Here is an 18,352-nt window from a genome sequence, read left to right as displayed (position 1 = left end):
CGCGATGGCACAGGTCGAGACGCACAGGGCTTCGGTTCAACCCTTCCTTCCCACCGGAAACGACCAGCTCACCGAGGAGATGCGAGGCTGTATCAGCAACTGCATCTCCTGTTCCGCCGTATGCCTTCAGACGGTGACGTATTGCCTCCAGCGGGGCGGCAAGCATGCGGCCCCCGACCACATCCGGCTGCTCGAGGACTGTGTGCAGATCTGCAAGACGAGCGCGGACTTCATGTTGCGAGCCTCGCCCCTGCACCCCCGCACCTGCGCCGTCTGCGCCGAGGTGTGCGAGCGGTGCGCGGTCGAGTGCGAGAAGATGGGGGATGACACGACGATGAAGGCGTGCGCCGAGGCCTGCCGCCGCTGCGCGGAGTCCTGCCGCAAGATGAGCGCGACGGCATAGCGCCCCATCGCGGGGACCCGCCACGCCCCATGAAGTTGATACTCACACGCCTCGCCGAGCGCATTGGCACGAGTTACTGGCTGGTCCCCACACTGTGCGTGGCCGTGGCCATCGGCCTCTCGCACGCCGCCCAGGCACTCGACTCGCACCTGTCGCAGGACGAGACCGCCTGGTACCTCTTCCGCGGAGGACCCGAGGGCGCCCGCTCGGTGCTCTCCGCGGTGTCCTCCTCGATGATGACGTTCGCCGGCCTCGTCTTCTCCGTCACCATCCTCGTGCTCCAACAGGCCAGCAATCAGTTCTCCCCGCGCGTCCTTCGCACCTTCCTCCGGGACCGGCGGAGCCAGCTCCCCCTGGGCATCTTCGTGGGCACGTTCGTCTACGCCCTGCTGACGCTGCGCGGTGTCCGGGGCACGGCGGAGGGCATCGAGATGTACGTGCCCTCGCTGGCCGTCTGGCTCGCGGTCGTCCTCGTCCTGCTCTGCGTGGGCACCTTCATCTACTACATCCACCACGTCGCCCAATCCATCCGCGCCGTGGTCATCCTCACCCGCATCCGCGACGAGACGCGCCACACCCTGGAGCGGATGTACCCGGAGGGACTTGGCGAGGACACGGAGGACGCCCGCCTCGACAGACCCCGGGGAAATCCCTCACTCCTCGTGCCGTATTCCGGCACCTCCGGCGTGCTCGTCGCCGTCGACGAGGAGCAGCTCTTCTCGTGTGCCCGGGAGGCCGGCGTCACCCTCGCCCTGGTGCCCATGGTGGGCGACTTCGTCCCTCATGGCGGTATGCTCCTCGAGGTCTGGGGCGATGCCTCGTGTCTCGACGTGAAGGTCCTGGTGAATGCCTTCAGCATCGGCCCGGAGCGTACCCTCCAGCAGGACACCGCCTTCGGTTTCCGCCAGCTCGTCGACATCGCCGAGAAGGCCCTGTCTCCCGGCATCAATGACCCCACCACGGCGGTCCAGGCCATCGACCAGTTGCATGACCTGTTGCGGCGCATGGTCCGCCGGCGCTTTCCCTCTCCCGTGCGCGGGGACGAGGACGGCACTCCGAGACTGTTCTGCCCACGCCCGGACTGGAATGCCTATGTCCGGCTCGCCGTGGATGAAGTGCGTGAGTACGGCGAGGGCTCCATCCAGATCGCCCGGCGCCTGCGTTTCCTGCTGGTGGACCTGCTGCGGGTGGCTCCGGACTTCCGGCGGGACGAGCTGGAGCGGCAGCTCGCGCTCCTGGATGCGAGTGTCGGGCGCGCCTTCGTGGACGAGCGGGAGGCCGAGCTGGCCCGCCGCGCCAGCCCGCAGGGGCACGGCCCCCATTGAGCCGGTTCCCCAGGCTCTCGCCGAAGGAGGAAGTGCATGTTCTACGATGACTGGCATGACCTGGGCCGCGTGCTGCTCGTGGGGGTCTGTGCCTACGTGGCGCTGGTGCTCATGCTGCGCCTGTCGGGCAACCGGACCCTCTCCAAGCTGAATGCCTTCGACTTCGTGGTGACGGTGGCGCTGGGCTCGACGCTGGCCACGGTGCTCCTGTCGAAGGACGTGTCACTGGCCGAGGGCGTGCTGGCCTTCGCCGTCCTCATCGGGCTCCAGTTCCTGGTCACCTGGACCTCGGTGCGCGTGTCCTGGGTCAACCACCTGGTGAAGTCCGAGCCCGTGTTGTTGTTCCACCAGGGGCGCTTCCTCCCCCGCGCCATGCGCCGGGCGCGGGTCGTCGAGCAGGAGGTGCTGGCCGTGCTGCGAGAGCAGGGCGTGGCACGGCTCGACACCGTCGAGGCCGTCGTGCTCGAGACCGATGGCTCGTTGTCCATTCTTCGCCGGTCCGACAAGTCACCCGAGACCCTGGCCCATGTGCGCGTGCCCGGTCCCGAGGAGGCGCCCCGGCCCTGAGGGAGGAGAGTCCGCCCGGAAGGAGGAGACGGCCGAGGAATCAGCCGCAGGGGTGGCGCTCGGGCGGGGCCGGTGCGCCTGAGCGGGCCCATGCCCACATCACCCGTCAGGGGGCTCGGAACAGGACGGGGAAGACAGGATGAACGGAGGACGTCTCACACTGGCGGCGGCGGCGCGCTTCAGCGGGAGGTGCCTGCTCGTCGCTGGCCTCGTCTTCGTCCTGGGCTACATCGTCAGCAGACTGCCCCTGGTCTTCCTGTCGGTGTTCGTGGCGCTGCTGTTCACCACCCTTCTCCACCCCGTGGCGGACTGGCTCGCCCGCCACCGCGTTCCGCGCTCCCTGGCCGCGCTCGCCGCCGTCCTGCTGGCGGTGGTGCTCATCGGCGGCCTCTTCGCGTGGATCGTCCCGAAGGCGGTCTCCGAGCTGTCGGCCAACTCCGACACGCTGGCGCGCCGGGCCCGGTCGTTCGCGCGCTCGCTCACGCAGCTCATGCCAGGGGAGCAGCCCACGCTGGACGAGCTGGGAGCACGGGCCGAGCAGTGGTTGCGCCAACACGGGCGGACGCTCACCTCGGGGGCCGCCTCGGGTGTCGCCACGCTTCTCTCCGTGCTGAGCGGAATGCTGCTCTCCCTCGTCCTCACCTTCTTCTTCGTACGGGATGGGCGCGCCCTGGTGCGCGCGCCCCTCTCCCTGCTCTCGCCCGAGAGGCGCCGGCTGGCCCGTGCCGCCATGGGCCGGGCCTGGCACACCCTGGGAGGCTGGGTCCGCGGGACGATGGTGGTGGCGCTCATCGACGCGGTCGGCGTCGGCGTCGGGCTGCTCATCCTCGGAGTCCCCCTGGCGCTGCCACTCGCGCTGCTCACCCTGCTGAGCGCCTTCGTCCCCGTCATCGGTGCGCTGGTCGCGGGTTCGGTCGCGGTGCTGGTGGCGTGGGCCACGGGAGGCACCCGGGACGCGCTCTTCACCCTGGGCATCGTGCTGGCCATCCAGCAGCTCGAGGGCAATGTCCTCCAGCCCATGGTGATGAGCCGCGTCCTGCCGCTCCATCCGGCGGTGGTGCTCCTCGGCGTCACCACGGGAGGCCTGGTGGCGGGCATCGCCGGGGCCTTCGTCGCGGTGCCGCTGCTGGCCGCCGTCACGGCCGGGGGGCGGGCCTTCCTCGAGGAGACACGCAAGCCGCCGCGGGGCGGCGACACGTCCCTGGAGGAGCCGGAGGAGGGGGAGGCCCAGCTGCCCGTCCACCACTGAGCGCCCCGGACCTCCTCGTGGAGGGCTAGGTGGCGCGCACCGGGGGACCGACAGGCCGCCGGGTCTTCTTCTGTTGGCGCTCGGTCGCGGCGAACATCAGTCCCAGGGGCCACCCGAAGACCACCGCGTGCAGGACGAGTTGCAGGAATTGCCGCGCATCGAGGAACCACGGGTAGAAGAGCCGGGCGATGATCTGGAAGTTCACCAGCCAGATGGCCGCACCGAACAGCAGTCCCACCGCCGACTGACGGCCCCAGCTCGTGCGGCCCTCCACGCTCATTCGTGACTGGATGGCGGCGTAGATGAGCCCGAAGACCGCCGACAGCACGAAATGCACTCCAAGCCCCAACGCGACGAACCACGCGCGCCAGACGACGTCGGAGAAGGCCTCCTGCCTCAGCAGCACGCTGGCGGCCATGCGCACGGGCATCAACGCGGGATTGCCCATCGCCATCGAGCTGACGATTTCCACCGCGGCGAAGACGAGGCCGACGATGAGACCATACGCCACCCCCTTGCCCAGCACCCCTCCGGTGCCCTCGCGGGGCGTACTACGAGACTCAGGCGAGCGCTCCATGCGACACCTCTGATGATGGATGATTGACGTCCCATTCAAGGGATGACCATCCCCGACGGCGGGGCCAATGCCCCTTCCAGGCCGACGAGGAGGGGCTCGACGTCCAGCGCCCGACGCTCCCCGCACAGGTCTCGAGCCGGCCCGGCTGGCTGGGGAGATACTGGGCGCGGATGCGACCGCCCAGGCCCCAGACCTCCCGGCGCCCCGTGCGCCGCCGCCTTCGAAGACAGCCTCGACAGCCTCGCGCCCTGGAGCCGGTGCGGCAGGCCCGTGGCCGGCTGCGGGCCTTCCGCAAGGCGTCCTTCCTCGCGGTGGCGCTGACGGGATTGCTGCTGCTGGTGGTGGGGCCCTCCGAGGAGGCGCTGGCGGAGGATGGCGGGGTCACCGCCCCCGCGGACATTCCCTCGGAGCCGAAACGCCAGCTTCAACCCGAGGAGGTGGCACGCGAGGCGAGCGCCGAGGCGGAGCGAACGGTGCTGGGGGTGCGCCAGGGCTTCCTCAACGCACTCCCCAAGCTCACCGTGGTGCTGGGCACGTTGCTGCTCACCTGGGGTATGGCACGGGGGCTCCGGGCGGTGCTGCACCGGGTGATGGGGCGCTGGGCGCGGGCGGATGCCAGCACGGCGTTGGTGAGCATCTTCGTGTGGTTGTTGGGCACCGGTATCGCCGTGAGCGTGATGGCGGGGGACATCCGCGCGATGCTCGGCTCGGTGGGCCTGGTGGGCCTCGCGCTCTCCTGGGCGCTGCAGACGCCCATCGAGAGCTTCACCGGGTGGTTGCTCAACTCCTTCCAGGGTTATTACCGGGTGGGAGACCGTGTCCAGGTGGGCGACGTCTTCGGGGACGTCTACGCCATCGACTTCCTGTCCACCACGGTGTGGGAGCTGGGCAGCCCGGAGAGGCCCGGCGCCGTGCATGCCGAGCAGCCCACGGGCCGGCTCATCACCTTCCCCAACAACGAGGTGCTGACGGGCACCGTCGTCAACCTCACCCGGGACTTCCCCTATGTCTGGGACGAGCTCCTCGTGCCGGTGGCCAACGAGTCGGACCTGCGCTACGTGCTGGAGCTGCTGCGGCGCCTGGCCCTCGAGGTGGTGGGCGCGGACATGGCCGGCCCCGCCCACCAGTACGAGCAGCTCCTGCGCAAGGCCCGGCTGGAGACGAGTGTGGCGGACACGCCCGAGGTGTATGTCTCCCTCGCCGAATCGTGGACGAACGTCACCATCCGCTACCTCGTCCATGCCAGGCAGCGCCGCAAGTGGAAGAGCCTGCTGGCCGAGCGGGTGATGGTGGAGCTCAACCAGCCGCTCCACGCCGGCCGCATCATCCCCGTCCTGCCCCGCCAGCAGGTGCAATTCCTCGGTGTGGATGGACGGCCCACGGACGTACCGGGGAAACGAAGGGTTGAGTGAATTGCGGGTTCTGCCCGACCGTGGAGGTCGTGTAGCGTCCCGCTCCGTGCACACGAGGCGGCCCATGGGCAGGGGGCCGAGGAGAGACACCATGCGCGCAGTGCAGCTCGAGCGGTTGGACGGACCCGAGGGCTTGAAGCAGGTGGACGTGCCGGAGCCCGAGGCGGGAGATCAGGTGCTCATCGACGTGATGGCGGCGGGCGTGAGCTTCCCGGACCTGCTGTTGACGAAGGGGCAATACCAGATGAAGCCGCCGCTGCCCTTCGTGCCGGGCGTGGAGGTGGCGGGCGTGGTGCGCAGCGCGCCGCCGGGGGCGGTGGTGAAGGCCGGGGACCGGGTGATGGCCTGCACGATGATCGGCGGCTGGGCGGAAGTGGTGGCGGCGCCCCCGTCGATGACGTTCCTCATGCCGCTGGGGTGGAGCTTCGAGGCCGCCGCGGGCACGGTGTTGAACTACCACACCGCCCATTTCGCGCTGCACCGGAGGGGCCGCCTCAAGGAGGGCGAGACCGTGCTGGTTCACGGCGCGGCGGGCGGAGTGGGGACGGCGACGATTCAGATCGCCCGGGGCGCGGGTGCGCGGGTGCTCGCGGTGGTGAGCAGCGAGGAGAAGGCGGAGGTGGCTCGGAGCGCGGGCGCGGATCAGGTGTTCCTGGCCGCGGGCGACTGGGTGTCGCGGGTGAAGGACGCCACCCAGGGGCAGGGCGTGGACGTGGTGATGGACCCGGTGGGCGGGGATGCCTTCGACCTGAGCCTCAAGTGTCTGGCTCCCGAGGGCCGGCTGCTGGTGGTGGGCTTCGCGGGCGGACGCATTCCCGAGGTGAAGGTGAACCGCCTGTTGCTCAAGAACGTGGACGTGGTGGGCGTGGCGTGGGGCGCCTTCGTGATGCAGGAGCCCCAGCTCACCTCGAAGATCGCCATGGATCTGGCCGCGCTGGCCGAGAAGGGCTTCGTGGAGCCCGTGGTGAGCCAGGTGTTTCCTCTCGAACAGGCGGCCCAGGCCCTGCGCGAGCTGGAGTCGCGCAAGGCCACCGGAAAGCTCGTGCTGCGCGTCCGGACGGAATGAGGTGAGCAGGGCATCAGCTCCGCCGGCTGCATGCCCTCTCTTTTCGTGTGCGCTCGCTACGGCTCTGTCTTGGCACTGCGCTCTGGGGTTGCCGAGAGCGCATCCAGGCGCTTGGTGAGCTCCTGGAGCTTCTGCTGCACATCCTTGAGCTGATTGGCGGCTGCTTCATCTTCTTTGGGTGGGGGGTCCTTGATGAGCTTCTTGCTCAGCTCACTACCTGAATCCTGCGTAATTTGTTTTCCCGCGCTGTTCTGCATCTGCCGGACCAGTGCATTGGATTCTGTGCGGGAGCCGATCCAATAGGATTTGGCGGCGACGCATTCTGCATATGCATCGTTTGCGTCCGGTGCGGTATGTGCGTTGTGCGCTCTCACGGATGCAGTGGTTGCTGCGTCTGAGCGAGAGAAGAAGAAGGCGCTAGCCACCCCCAGTATCACACTGGATGTGAGTAGAAGCGTTCCCGGGTTACGTCTTACAAAAGTTTTGTGGGTGGGATCGGTCCCCACTTGCCCTGCATAGAAAAGCGCGGCGGCGGCAGGTATCGCCGTAGCCCAGCCCGCGACGGTAAATCTGGCGGAACTGCCTCGGGCCTCATCGGACACCTCGCCGCAGAATGAGTAGACTTTATCTGACGGAATCCCTGGTCCGGTGGGAGTGCTTGGATAGACAGTCAGTGACTTGATGGTCGAGAGAGTGCTCTCCATCTCCGCTGCTGTATCTGATTGTCCGGCTGCGCTTGGGCCCGCTTTGGGCGTTGTGCTGCACCCCGCGATGGCCAGAATCACGCATGCGCATGGAATTTGCTTTGAGAGCTGCTTCATTTCACCCACTTGTCGGTAGCGCGCAATGCGCGAGTCCAGGTAGGTTAGCGTTGGTGCTCAATGCCATGTCAAGGCACCCTGGTTGTGCTCCGAGCTGCTTCGAGAGCACTCGCCTTTTGACTCGATGCGCCATTCTGTGAGCTTCATGTACTGGCCGTGAAAGGCCTGATCACGAGAGTGCGCTCCGGCGTGCCGACCCGGTAGCATCACCGCCCGCACTTCCCAGGGGGACGCACCGATGCTCACCGGCCGCATGATGGACTTCCCGCTCACGCTGACCCACTTCCTCGAACGCGCCCGCACCTACTTCGGCCACTCGGAGATCGTCAGCCGCCAGCCCGACAAGTCCCTCCACCGCTACACCTATGCCGACTTCCACCGGCGCACCAGCCAGCTCGCCCATGCCCTCACCCGGCTCGGCGTGAAGTCCGGCGACCGCGTCGCTTCCCTCTGCTGGAACCACCACCGCCACCTGGAGCTCTACTTCGGCGTCCCCTCCATGGGCGCCGTCCTCCACACCCTCAACCTCCGCCTCCACCCCAACGACCTCGCCTATATCGCCCGCCACGCCGAGGACCGTGTCATCGTCGTGGACCGCTCCCTCCTGCCGCTGCTCGAGAAGTTCATCGGCGCCGTCCCCTCCGTCCAGCACGTCATCGTCATCCCCGATGACGGCCCCGCTCCCGACGGCCGCCTCGACTACGAGAAGCTGCTCGCCCGCGAGAAGGACTCCTTCGACTTCCCCCAGCTCGATGAGCGCTCCGCCGCCATGCTCTGTTACACCTCGGGCACCACCGGCAACCCCAAGGGCGTCCTCTACTCCCACCGCTCCATCGTCCTGCACACGCTCGCCGAGTGCATGAGCGACACCCTCGGCGTCAGCGAGGCGGATACGATCCTCCCCGTCGTCCCCATGTTCCACGCCGCCGCCTGGGGCCTCCCCTTCAGCTGCGTCCTCACCGGCTCCAAGGTCGTCTTCCCCGGGCCCCACCTCGACCCGCTCTCCCTCCTGGACCTCATGGCCTCCGAGCGCGTCACCGTCGCCGCCGGCGTCCCCACCATCTGGCTCGGCATCCTCGCCCTGCTCGACCAGGAGCCCAAGCGGTGGGACCTGCGCTCCATCCGCTCCATGGTCATCGGCGGCGCCGCCGCTCCGCTCGCCATGATCGAGGGCTTCCTCCACCGCCATGGGCTCGTCGTCACCCACGCCTGGGGCATGACCGAGCTCAACCCCGTCGGCACGCTCGCACGGCCCCGGCGGCAGCATGCACAGTCCTCCCAGGAGGAACGGCTCGCCCTCCGCGCCACCCAGGGCTATGCCGTCCCCTTCGTCGAGGTCCGCCACGTCAGCGACTCCGGCCAGGTCCTCCCCTGGGATGGTTCCACCATGGGCGAGTTGGAGGTCCGCGGGCCCTGGGTCGCCTCCTCGTACTACGGAGGGGAGGGGGTCGATCGCTTCACCCCGGATGGGTGGTTCAAGACCGGTGATGTCGTCACCCTCGACGCCGAGGGGTATGTCCGCATCACCGACCGCTCCAAGGACGTCATCAAGTCCGGCGGCGAGTGGATCAGCTCCGTCGCCCTCGAGAACGCCTTGATGGCCCACCCCGCCGTCCTCGAGGCCGCCGTCTTCGCCGCCAAGGACCCCAAGTGGGACGAGCGCCCCCTCGCCGCCGTGGTTCTCAAGCCCGGTCAGTCCGCTACCAAGGAAGAACTCTCCGCTCATCTGGAGCAGCGCTTCGCCAAATGGTGGCTCCCCGATGATTATGTCTTCATCCCCCAGATTCCTCGCACCTCCACCGGAAAGTTCCTCAAGACCAAGCTGCGTGAGGATTTCGGGGACCATCTGGTGAAGGCACAGCAGAAGGGGGACTCGGGCCCTCGGGGGTAGAGCACGGCGCGGATACCCTCACCCCGTCCCTCTCCCAGAGGGAGAGGGGTTGGTGGTGGGGGGGGATTGGGTTTGTCTTCGTGACGTTCCCGTCAGCCATTCCTTACGGGGAGTTGACCCGTCTTTCCGGCCTTCTCGTGTGAGCGTGGTTCCTCTCGTTCCATCGGAGGAAACCATGCGTTTGAATCGTCGCGATATCCTGCGCCTCTCCGCCATCGGTGGCGGGGCGCTCGTCCTCGGGCCCGGTTTCTGGCGCAACGCCTACTCCGCTCCCGCTCAGCCCGGCTCCAGCCCCTATGGCGCCATCTCCGGCTCCGCTGATGCCAACGGCGTCCGGCTCCCCGCCGGCTTCTCCTCTCGCATCGTCGCCCGCTCCAGCTCCAGGGTCGCCAACACCGGCTACACCTGGCACGGCGCCCCAGATGGCGGCGCCTGCTTCCCCGTCTCCGGCGGCGGGTGGATCTACGTCTCCAACTCCGAGAAGAGCCTCGGCACCGGCGGCGTCTCCGCCCTCAAGTTCGACGGCGGTGGTTCCATCGTCGGCGCCTACCGCATCCTCTCCAACACCACCTCCAACTGCGCCGGCGGCCCCACCCCCTGGGGCACCTGGCTCTCCTGCGAGGAATACTCCGGCGGCCGCGTCTGGGAATGTGATCCCACGAAGTCCTCCCAGGGCGTCGTCCGCCCCGCCCTCGGCACCTTCTCCCACGAGGCCGTCGCCGTCGACTCCGACGACTACCGCCTCTACCTCACCGAGGACACCACCAGCGGCCGCTTCTACCGCTTCACCCCCTCCTCCTATCCCTCTCTCGATTCCGGCACCCTCGAGGCCGCCCGCGTCTCCGGTGACCCCCTGACCGGTGCCTCCGTCTCCTGGGTCCCCGTCTCCTCCTCCAAGCCCGCCTCCCAGCAGTCCAATGCCTCTCAAACCACCGTCTTCAACGGCGGCGAGGGCTGCTGGTACGACCGCGGCGTCGTCTACTTCACCACCAAGGGCGACAACCGCGTCTGGGCCTACACCGTGGCCTCCTCCCGCCTCGAAATCATCTACGACGACAACCTCTTCCCGAACTCGCCCCTCACCGGCGTCGACAACGTCACCGTCTCTCCCTCCGGCGACCTCTTCGTCGCCGAGGACGGCGGCGACCTGCAGATCTGCATCATCACCCCCAACCGCGTCGTGGCCCCCTTCATCCAACTCGTGGGCCACGGCAGCTCCGAGATCACCGGCCCCGCCTTCAGCCCCGATGGCAAGCGCCTGTATTTCAGCTCCCAGCGCGGGACCAGTGGCAGCAGCAGTGGCGGGATTACCTTCGAGGTGACCGGGCCGTTCCGCACGTAGTCTCTCGTGGGGACGCGGGTTCAACCCGGGGGTGATAGACCCTCACCCCGTCCCTCTCCCAGAGGGAGAGGGGTTTTGACTCTGGTTACTGCAACATCACGTAGCCTTGAACCTCGGTCTTCCTCTGCTCCCGGAGCGGGTCCGGGTTGACTGAGTTGTAGATGTAGTCCGGCACCCCAGCGCCCTCCCCGTAGTCGAGCGACTGCGCTTCCATGGCGTACAGGCCCGCTTCGAGTGTGCTCTGGGGTGCCGCCTCCGCCGGCAATGGGAAGGGTGTGAAGGTGGTGACCGAGGCTGGCGCCAGCACGTTCCAGTAGAGCGGTCTGCTCGTGCTCCCCGACAGCGGCATGAACGCCAGCTTCACGAAGCGCGCCGTGGGGTCAGCGCTCCAACGGAAGACGAGGCTTCCTCGTGGCGCCGTTCCCGGCGACGTCCTCGTTCCCAGCGCTGGCGACGCGAGGTTCAGTGGCGCGAGCAGCTTGATGTTCACGGGTGGGGTCTCTCCCACGCGCACTTGGGTGCTCGTGCTTCCCAGCGGCAGATCATCTTCATCGCCCGCTCCGACGCCGACGTTCATCCGCGTGGTGTCGAATGGCGCCGTCCGCGCGATCGCCGGCAGCGACAAGGGCGGCGTTCCCTGGGCATACGTGCTGAAGAGCTCTCGAGAACCCTCGGAGTAGAGGAGCCACGCATTCGCCCGGGTTCCATGAGGCGCCAGGCCTTCCACCGTCACGCCGAGCGTCTGGTCCACGGCATGGTCGAGCACGACCTCCTGGCCGGTGACGGGCTGCCCACCCCCCACCGCGATGTCCCTCTTCATGCCGACGCGCAGGACCCTGCTTTCATCGGGCGTGGACTCGGAGGCGAAGAGCGACACGCGGCCGGGTTCACTCCCCCAGACCTCGAAGCTGAAGGTGCCAGGAGGCGGGCTGTTCCAGGGCGCCTGACCGTGGAATCCCTCGCCCACCACGAGGGTGCTCACCGGGCCCGTTCCGGTCGCGCCCGTCACATTGCCGCTGAGGGTGGCCTGCTTCGTCCTGACCGTCTCCTCGGACACCGGGCCGGGGCCAAAGGGGAGCTCCGGCTCCGGGTCGTCCATCGCGAGCAGGGTGTAGACCATCATGGCCCCGCCCTTCTGCTCCTCCACGACCGTGATGTCCTGGGCCCCCACCAGCGCGGGGTCCTGGAACCGGGCCGTGCCCTGGTCATCCAACGCCTGCCGGAAGCGGCTTCCGTCTCCGAGCAGCACGTACACGCTCGGGTAGCGTTCGCGCCAATCCGGACGGTCGGCGTAGTGCGTGCGCACCGTCAGGCTTCCCTGGATGCGGGAAGTGGTGCCCTCCGTGGGAAGCTCGTTTCCGGGTGCCGGAGGCTTCTCTCCGCAGGCGGTGAGCAGCAGGACGGCCAGGGGAGTCAATCGACGCATCGGTGGGCTCCTGGGATTCAGATGGACAACATCCAACGTGTCCCAGGTGTTGAGGATCCGCCCACGGATTGGATCCTGGACGAGCCTCCTCCTCAGGCCGAGCCCTTGGGCTGGATGAGCTCGGTGGAGAAGTAGCGCTCCATCCGGTCCGGGAACAGTGTCACCACCTGCGCGCCCGGCCCCAGCCTCTTCGCCGCCTCCACCGCCGCCGCGTAGTTGAGCCCCGACGAGGGCCCCACCGGGAAGCCTCTCCGGATGAGCGCCCGCGCCGTGCTCATCGCCAACTCGTCCGAGATGTTCAGCTCCACCAGCCCCGGCAGATCCGCCTCGCGGTACAGCCTCGACAGGCCGTCCACCACCCCCGGCACCCGCGAGCTGAAGCTGCAGCACTCCATGTCGCTGCCCAGTCCCGAGATGGGCCGCGCCACGAAGGGCGCCACCGGGCAGCCCGCCTCCGCGAACGCCTGGTACAGCCCCACCACCGTGCCTCCCGTCCCCACGCCGCTCACCACCGCGTGCACCAACCCTCCCGGTACCTGCGAGAGGATCTCCTGCCCCGTCCACACCCGGTGCGCCTCCGCGTTGTCCGGGTTCTCGAACTGGCGCGGCGCGAACGCCTTGCGCTCCCGGGCGATCTCCTCCGCCCGCGCGATGGCGCCTCGGATTCCCGTGTCGCGCGGCACCAGCTCCACGTTTCCTCCGTAGGCCCGGATGGTCAGCACGCGCTCGCCCGTGACTCCCTCGGGCATCACCGCGGTGAACTTCAGCCCCATCTGCGCCGACGCCAGCGCCAATGCGATGCTCGTCGAGCCGCTGGAGGCCTCCACCACCTCACCCCCCGGGCACAGCTCGCCCAGCCGCCACGCCTTCTCCAGCATGTAGCGCGCGATGCGGTCCTTCGTGGAGCCGCTCGGGTTGAGGAACTCCAGCTTGCACCAGATGGTCGGTCCCTCCGCGTCCAGGCGCACGGGCACCAGGGGCGTGGGGCCAATCGACTGCAGGAAACGGCCATCGGCGGGCAGGGGGCGGCAGGGGCGGGCGGTCATGGTTGGTGCCCCCCCACATACCCCGAAAGCCCCCGCTCCGGGAGCAGGCACCGCCCGTCTCCGCGGCCGCTCCCCTGGAAGGGGGGCCTGTCCGACAGGCTCCCTCCTCAGAAGTTGAAGCCGATGCCCGCGAACGGGCCTCCCATCACGTCCTGGTGCTCCACGCCGTCCTCGACGTAGCCCCGGTCGTTCAGCAGCAGCCCGCGCCAGCCACCCCGCAGCGTCAGCACGCCCAGGTGCAGCGCCAGCGCCGCCTGTCCATCCAGTTGCAGGTGCGGCACCGGCACCCATTGCAGCCGGCCCTCCACGTCCAACGGCCCGAACAGGCACCGCTCGAAGGACAGGGCCACGCTCGGGCCGATGAAGGTGATGTCCGGCGCCCTCGCCGCCGCCACGCCCGCCTCCAGCCGCAGCCGCCCGCGCTTGCTCGCCACCGGCGCGAACGTCAGGTGCGCCTCCCCGAGCTGGATGCGGTCCCTGTCCCCCGAGCCGTCTTCCGCTTCCAATGACAACGCCGTCAGCCGCGTGGAGACGCCCCAACGCCTTCCCTCGATGCCCAGGTTCCCCCCCAGCGCCCCGCCGTCCTTCACCGCGTACCCCTCCACTCCCATCCTCACCAGCAGCCCGGAGTCCCGCTCCTCGTGCCGCTCCCGCCCCCAGCCCGGCCTCGGGCTGTACGGGTGATAGTGCGCGCCGAAGAACCCGTAGGAGGTGTACCGGGTGGGGCGAAGGTAGGCGCGTCTCGGACCTCGCGGGGGCCTGTTTCCTCCTCCGTAGCCCGGTGAGGCGCCGCCATCCGACTCCCAACCCACCGGCGAGGCGTCATGGACCCGCGGGCCCGAGCCGTTACCGTTGCTCCCGTGAGAGCGGTACGTCCCCGATGAGGAGGAATCGCTGGAGGAGCTGGAGTCGCTCGACGAGGAGCGGGAGCTGGAATTGGAGGAGGAGCTTCCCCGGCTCTTGCCGAAGCGGGCCTCCGCCGACGTGGTGCCGAAGATGCATCCAGCCACCAGGGCGGCGCACAGCATCTGTCTGGAAACCGGCACGGAATGTCTCCTGGGAATGCGATGGCATCGCTTCGGACGCACCGCGGCGCCATTCATTCAAACATTCTTTCGACTCGTCCTTTTTCGCTCCCAGCGCCTCTGACACCTGCCCGACGCGAGGATGTCCGGGTCGTGAACACAGCGGCCGTCGGGACCGGACATGCCGGCCCCTTCGCTACCGGGTTCAGTCCCCGGTGGCGGGCCGGACCTCCACGCTCGCCCCCGCCTCCTGGAAGCCCTGAGCGAGCTCCTCGGCCTGCGCCGGGGTCAGCCTCCGCCGCACCACCACGGGCCGTGCCCCCTGTAGCTCACACGCCTCGTCATACGTCAGCGTCCGGTGCTGCCAGAGCTGCTCCTTCACCTTCTCCGGCTTCTCCCCCAGGCTCAACAGCCACAGGTCGAACATCTCGCGCTTCAGCGGTGGGTCACAGGGCCGGAGGAAGGCGAGCGGGTCGGAGTCGGGCCAGGACTCGAACACCTTCACCTCGATGGAGTCCATTCCGTGCCGCCGGGCGATCCGCTCCACGGCGGTGAAACCCTCGAGGAGATCCCCGAACGCCGCGCCGAGCCGCAGATGGGGTCCGAAGTGGCGGCCTCGCGTGGTCTTCCACGCGGGGAGGACCTGCGGATCCGCCCCCGTCACCAGCGGCCCGTCGTCCGCGTACAGCTCCTCCACGATGGCCGCCACCGCCGCTTCCTTCTTCTCCGGCTGCTTGTGCAACTCCTGGCTCCACAGCTCGAAGACGCCCACCACCGTGTGGTGCGCGTGGTCCAGCTCCGTCTCCACCCTTCCGCCGCGCGCGTAGATGAACTCGCCGAAGGCGCGGGGCATCGTGATGGTGAACCGCTGGTGGACGAAGACCTGGTGCCCGATGGCCCGCGCGTGGGGCCGGTCGGGGTCCTCGCCGCCGTACCCGTCCGGCCAGTCATCCATCAGCCCCGTTCCCTCCCTCCACGTGAGCCCGTTCTCCTTGATGAACTTCTCCAGCGGAGAGGGCTCCTTCGTCTGCTCCTGCCACCGGCTCTCCGTCGCCGACAGCCACGTGTCGTGCGCGGTGAGCACCTCATCCAGCTCGGCGGCCACCCGGGTGGCGAGCTCCTCGCTCTCGAACCGGCCCACGATGGTGTAGCTGCCACTGTTGTTGCTCGCGAAGGCATTCCAGAGATGGATCTTCATGACGCCCCTCCCGCATCCGTGTTCAGTCCGTAGCCCGGCACCCGCGCGCACCCCGGCAGCCGCGAGGGAGACGCCAGCTCCGCCCGACGCTCGCGCCACACCGCCATCACCTGCTCCGCGTCCGCCGCCGGCAGGGCCACGTGGTGGAAGCTGCACGGCATCACCTTCTTGTCGCTGGTGAGCACCAGGTAGTCCCGCCCCGCCCCGCAGTCCGAGCGCTGGAACAGCCTCGGCACTCCCTCCATCCGCTCGCCCCAGCAGACGTCCAGCTTCAGCTCGCAGCGGCCCTTCAGCGCCCGGCCCAGCAACCCCACGCGCCGCGCCAGCTCCCTCGACTGTTCCAGCGACAGGTGCAGCGCACGGTCCGCTCCGTTGTAGCTGAGCAGCAGCACGTCCCGGCAGCCGAGCGACGCCAGCTCCAGCACCACCGTCTCCAGGGAATCCAGCCGTCCGGGTGTCACCAGGTAGTTGACGCCGAAGCGCGCGCCCGCGTCCGCCAGCTCCGCCACCTTCCTCCGCCAGTCATTGTCCTCGTAGAGCGACAGCCGGCACTGCCCGTAACGCCCCCGGATGGCCGCCAGCCTCCGCGCGTTGAGCGCCACCCCGTTCGTCGTGAAGCTCACCGCCAGCGGCGTCTCGTCATACAGCCGGCACACCAGCTCCTCGAAGCGGGGGAAAACCCACGGCTCTCCCCCTCCAAACGCCACCTCCAGCACCCCCGCCTCCGCCAGGCCCGCGAGCACCGTGAAGGCCTCGTCCGCCGTCCAGGCGCTCCGGGCCTCGACGTCCCGTGAACAGAAGGCGCACGCCAGGTTGCAACGGTTGGTGATGCCGAACTGGATGGCCCTCGGCGCCCGCTGGCGCAGGTGCGCCGTCTCCGGCCCCTCGCACAGCGCGTTCAGCCCCCTGTCCCGGTCGAAGAGCAGCAGCGCGCCGTCCATCGGGAAGCGGCGCAGGCTCGCGAGCGCGGGGGGGAGGGGGAGGTCTTCCAGGGAGGTCGGTGTGGCTTCGGCCATGGCGAGGCCCTGACGGTGGCGCCGCGTCTTCCTGACTTCAAGCGGCCTGGTGCCCCCCACTCGCGCCGCGCGGGCGGCCGTGAGATCATGGTGGGCGATGGTGGGTGCACCCGAGGCCATTCGATGACCATTCGCGCCAAGGTGTTTCTGTTCGCGTTGGTGGCCATCGTGCTCATGAGCCTCATGGGCGTCCACCTCTCCCTCGGTGTCCGCCACGGCCGCAACAGCCGCCAGCAGATGATGGTCACCCAGGAGCAGCTCGACGGCTATGGCCGGTTGCACGCGCTCGCCTGGCCCTACCTCAACGAGCTGGCCCAGGTGCGGCAGATCTCAGGTGACACCTCACTCGTCCGGCACAAGTTGCTGCAGCGGGTCGAGGAGGAGCTGGAGCGGCTCGAGGGGAGCCTGGCGCGCGAGGAGCGCTGGATACCGGGCAGGACGGTGGCGCACGAGCGCCAGGAGCGCGAGGAGATCCGGGCGGCCCTGTACGACTGGGCGGCGTGGACGGAGGCGCGCGTGGGCGCCATCCCTCCGGGCACGGCCGTGGGTTCCACGGTGGAGTGGGTGCTGTACACGGAGTTCGAGCAACGGGTGGGCCGGCGCATCTCGGAGATTCAGGGGGAGGAGCGGGCCGAGCTGGCCGAGCTGGCGCGCCAGTGGGACCTGTCCACGGAGCTCGGCCAGTTGCTGGCGATGCTCGTCCCCGCGCTGTGCATCGTGCTGGTGCTGGTGCTCGCCTTCGCCATCCTCACGCCCATGCGGCGCTCGCTCGAGGGGCTCACGTCCGCGGCGGAGCGCATCGGGCGCGGGGACTTCGACATCCGCATGTCCTCGTCGGCCCGCGACGAGCTGGGCACCCTGGCCCGTGCCTTCGACCGCATGGCCGGCGAGCTGCGCTCCTCCCTGGAGGAGAAGCAACGGCTGATGCGCGCCGAGGCCGAGGCCTCCGAGCGCGAGGCCCGCCGCTACCACGCCCTCCTGGAGGACACCGTCCGTACGCGCACCGCCGAGCTCGCCGAGGCCAACGCCCGCCTGCGCGACAGCCTCCAGCAGCTCCAGGAGGCCCAGGAGCAGCTCCTCTTCGCCGACCGGCTCGCCTCCATGGGCCGGCTCGCCGCGGGCGTGGGGCATGAAATCAACAACCCGCTCGCCTTCATCCTCAGCAACCTCCGCTTCGTCCATGGGGCGCTGACGGAGCTGATGGGCGCTCCCTCCGAGGAGGACCGGCTGGAGATGCTGTCCGCGCTGTCGGAGGCGCGCGAGGGCGCCGAGCGCGTCCGCCTCATCGTGCAGGACCTCCGGACGCTGTCGCGGCCGGATGACGTGGCGCTCGGGCCGGTGGACCTCGCGGCGGTGGTGCGCGGCTCGGCGAAGATGGCCCGGCACGAGGTGCGCGACCGCGCCCGGCTGGTGGAGGCGTGTGACGGGATGCCCGCCGTGCTCGCCAACGCGCCGCGTCTGGGCCAGGTGTTCCTCAACCTCTTCATCAACGCGGCGCACGCCATTGCCCCCGGGCGCGTGGAGGAGAACGAGATTCGCGTGGTGGCGCGGCTCTCCGCTCCCGACCGCGTCACCGTGGAGGTGCGCGACACCGGGTCCGGCATCTCCCCCGAGCACCTGCGCCGCGTCTTCGACCCGTTCTTCACCACCAAGCCCATCGGCGTGGGCACGGGCCTGGGGCTGTCCGTGTGCCACCGCATCATCACCTCGCTCGGCGGGGAGATTCGCGTCGAGAGCGAGGTGGGGCGCGGCACCTGCTTCTTCATCACCCTGCCCGTGGCCCAGGACTCCTCCGAGCAGTCCGCGGCCTGACGCCCCGGGTCGGCTCCTCCGCTCGGACGTGTCGGGTTCCGGACGTCTCCCGGGCGCAAGGGCTTTCCGAGCGCAAACTGTTCAACGCTCGCCCCCGTGAAATTCCTCACGGCCCGAGCGTCGGGAAACAGGCATCCCCATCCTGTTGGAGCAATCCATCCGACAGACGGAGGAGG

Annotated in this window: 16 protein-coding genes; 9 read left to right on the top strand and 7 right to left on the bottom strand. The window is 69.0% G+C overall.

Going from position 1 to position 18,352, the window contains the following annotated elements:
- Nucleotides 1-4 precede the first annotated feature (4 nt).
- The 4 genes from NR810_RS45000 (at nt 5) to NR810_RS44985 (ending at nt 3,544) form a co-directional block, all read left to right on the top strand.
- Nucleotides 5-403, top strand: a complete 399-nt coding sequence (locus tag NR810_RS45000) for a four-helix bundle copper-binding protein (RefSeq protein ID WP_257461775.1) — start codon at nt 5-7, stop codon at nt 401-403.
- A 29-nt stretch (nt 404-432) separates the two neighbouring features.
- Complete coding sequence (locus NR810_RS44995) at nt 433-1,728, top strand: DUF2254 domain-containing protein (RefSeq protein ID WP_257461774.1); 1,296 nt, start codon at nt 433-435, stop codon at nt 1,726-1,728.
- A gap of 36 nt (nt 1,729-1,764) precedes the next feature.
- On the top strand, nt 1,765-2,295 hold the full coding sequence (locus NR810_RS44990; RefSeq protein ID WP_257461773.1) for a DUF421 domain-containing protein: 531 nt from the start codon (nt 1,765-1,767) through the stop codon (nt 2,293-2,295).
- A 139-nt stretch (nt 2,296-2,434) separates the two neighbouring features.
- Entirely contained in the window at nt 2,435-3,544 is a 1,110-nt protein-coding gene (locus tag NR810_RS44985) for an AI-2E family transporter (protein ID WP_257461772.1), read from the top strand.
- Between the two features lie 25 nt (nt 3,545-3,569).
- Here the strand turns inward: NR810_RS44985 and NR810_RS44980 are convergent, their stop codons facing one another.
- A complete protein-coding gene (locus NR810_RS44980) occupies nt 3,570-4,121 on the bottom strand; it encodes a hypothetical protein (protein ID WP_257461771.1) in 552 nt (183 codons plus the stop codon).
- 257 nt (nt 4,122-4,378) lie between these two features.
- Between NR810_RS44980 and NR810_RS44975 the strand changes: the two genes are divergently transcribed.
- Nucleotides 4,379-5,533 (top strand): mechanosensitive ion channel family protein, encoded by a 1,155-nt coding sequence (locus NR810_RS44975; RefSeq protein ID WP_257461770.1) that lies wholly within the window; start codon nt 4,379-4,381, stop codon nt 5,531-5,533.
- A gap of 91 nt (nt 5,534-5,624) precedes the next feature.
- The gene (locus NR810_RS44970) at nt 5,625-6,599 is read left to right on the top strand and encodes an NADPH:quinone oxidoreductase family protein (protein WP_257461769.1); all 975 of its coding nucleotides are present in this window, start codon (nt 5,625-5,627) and stop codon (nt 6,597-6,599) included.
- A gap of 56 nt (nt 6,600-6,655) precedes the next feature.
- Here the strand turns inward: NR810_RS44970 and NR810_RS44965 are convergent, their stop codons facing one another.
- A complete protein-coding gene (locus tag NR810_RS44965; protein ID WP_257461768.1) occupies nt 6,656-7,420 on the bottom strand; it encodes a hypothetical protein in 765 nt (254 codons plus the stop codon).
- Between the two features lie 238 nt (nt 7,421-7,658).
- On the opposite strand from NR810_RS44965, the gene NR810_RS44960 reads away from it, so the two are divergent.
- Both NR810_RS44960 and NR810_RS44955 read left to right on the top strand, forming a co-directional pair.
- On the top strand, nt 7,659-9,311 hold the full coding sequence (locus NR810_RS44960; RefSeq protein ID WP_257461767.1) for a long-chain fatty acid--CoA ligase: 1,653 nt from the start codon (nt 7,659-7,661) through the stop codon (nt 9,309-9,311).
- 175 nt (nt 9,312-9,486) lie between these two features.
- Nucleotides 9,487-10,653, top strand: a complete 1,167-nt coding sequence (locus tag NR810_RS44955) for a PhoX family protein (protein ID WP_257461765.1) — start codon at nt 9,487-9,489, stop codon at nt 10,651-10,653.
- 85 nt (nt 10,654-10,738) lie between these two features.
- Here the strand turns inward: NR810_RS44955 and NR810_RS44950 are convergent, their stop codons facing one another.
- From NR810_RS44950 to NR810_RS44930, 5 genes are all read right to left on the bottom strand, one after another.
- Nucleotides 10,739-12,079, bottom strand: coding sequence for a hypothetical protein (locus NR810_RS44950; protein WP_257461764.1), 1,341 nt, complete (start codon nt 12,077-12,079; stop codon nt 10,739-10,741).
- 92 nt (nt 12,080-12,171) lie between these two features.
- Entirely contained in the window at nt 12,172-13,125 is a 954-nt protein-coding gene (locus NR810_RS44945) for a PLP-dependent cysteine synthase family protein (RefSeq protein WP_257461762.1), read from the bottom strand.
- Nucleotides 13,126-13,232: 107 nt separating this feature from the next.
- Nucleotides 13,233-14,171 (bottom strand): hypothetical protein, encoded by a 939-nt coding sequence (locus NR810_RS44940; RefSeq protein ID WP_257461761.1) that lies wholly within the window; start codon nt 14,169-14,171, stop codon nt 13,233-13,235.
- Nucleotides 14,172-14,355: 184 nt separating this feature from the next.
- Entirely contained in the window at nt 14,356-15,348 is a 993-nt protein-coding gene (locus NR810_RS44935; protein ID WP_257461760.1) for a hypothetical protein, read from the bottom strand.
- The gene (locus NR810_RS44930) at nt 15,345-16,364 is read right to left on the bottom strand and encodes a radical SAM protein (protein WP_257461759.1); all 1,020 of its coding nucleotides are present in this window, start codon (nt 16,362-16,364) and stop codon (nt 15,345-15,347) included. Before NR810_RS44930 ends, NR810_RS44935 begins: the two co-directional genes overlap by 4 nt.
- A gap of 123 nt (nt 16,365-16,487) precedes the next feature.
- Between NR810_RS44930 and NR810_RS44925 the strand changes: the two genes are divergently transcribed.
- A complete protein-coding gene (locus tag NR810_RS44925) occupies nt 16,488-18,176 on the top strand; it encodes a sensor histidine kinase (RefSeq protein WP_257461757.1) in 1,689 nt (562 codons plus the stop codon).
- Nucleotides 18,177-18,352: the final 176 nt, after the last annotated feature.

This window comes from Archangium lipolyticum, assembly GCF_024623785.1.
In the GTDB taxonomy this organism is placed as follows: Bacteria; Myxococcota; Myxococcia; order Myxococcales; family Myxococcaceae; genus Archangium; species Archangium lipolyticum.
The sequence above is the reverse complement of the archived record's forward strand: the minus strand, read 5'-3'. Positions and strand labels throughout refer to the sequence as shown.

What these genes read in the sequence shown, in the direction of transcription:
- NR810_RS44950 (WP_257461764.1), bottom strand. Translation starts at nt 12,079, where the DNA reads ATGCGTCGATTGACTCCCCTGGCCGTCCTGCTGCTCACCGCCTGCGGA.
- NR810_RS44965 (WP_257461768.1), bottom strand. Translation starts at nt 7,420, where the DNA reads ATGAAGCAGCTCTCAAAGCAAATTCCATGCGCATGCGTGATTCTGGCC.
- NR810_RS44980 (WP_257461771.1), bottom strand. Translation starts at nt 4,121, where the DNA reads ATGGAGCGCTCGCCTGAGTCTCGTAGTACGCCCCGCGAGGGCACCGGA.
- NR810_RS44935 (WP_257461760.1), bottom strand. Translation starts at nt 15,348, where the DNA reads ATGAAGATCCATCTCTGGAATGCCTTCGCGAGCAACAACAGTGGCAGC.
- NR810_RS44925 (WP_257461757.1), top strand. Translation starts at nt 16,488, where the DNA reads ATGACCATTCGCGCCAAGGTGTTTCTGTTCGCGTTGGTGGCCATCGTG.
- NR810_RS45000 (WP_257461775.1), top strand. Translation starts at nt 5, where the DNA reads ATGGCACAGGTCGAGACGCACAGGGCTTCGGTTCAACCCTTCCTTCCC.
- NR810_RS44955 (WP_257461765.1), top strand. Translation starts at nt 9,487, where the DNA reads ATGCGTTTGAATCGTCGCGATATCCTGCGCCTCTCCGCCATCGGTGGC.
- NR810_RS44960 (WP_257461767.1), top strand. Translation starts at nt 7,659, where the DNA reads ATGCTCACCGGCCGCATGATGGACTTCCCGCTCACGCTGACCCACTTC.
- NR810_RS44945 (WP_257461762.1), bottom strand. Translation starts at nt 13,125, where the DNA reads ATGACCGCCCGCCCCTGCCGCCCCCTGCCCGCCGATGGCCGTTTCCTG.
- NR810_RS44970 (WP_257461769.1), top strand. Translation starts at nt 5,625, where the DNA reads ATGCGCGCAGTGCAGCTCGAGCGGTTGGACGGACCCGAGGGCTTGAAG.
- NR810_RS44995 (WP_257461774.1), top strand. Translation starts at nt 433, where the DNA reads ATGAAGTTGATACTCACACGCCTCGCCGAGCGCATTGGCACGAGTTAC.
- NR810_RS44990 (WP_257461773.1), top strand. Translation starts at nt 1,765, where the DNA reads ATGTTCTACGATGACTGGCATGACCTGGGCCGCGTGCTGCTCGTGGGG.
- NR810_RS44985 (WP_257461772.1), top strand. Translation starts at nt 2,435, where the DNA reads ATGAACGGAGGACGTCTCACACTGGCGGCGGCGGCGCGCTTCAGCGGG.
- NR810_RS44930 (WP_257461759.1), bottom strand. Translation starts at nt 16,364, where the DNA reads ATGGCCGAAGCCACACCGACCTCCCTGGAAGACCTCCCCCTCCCCCCC.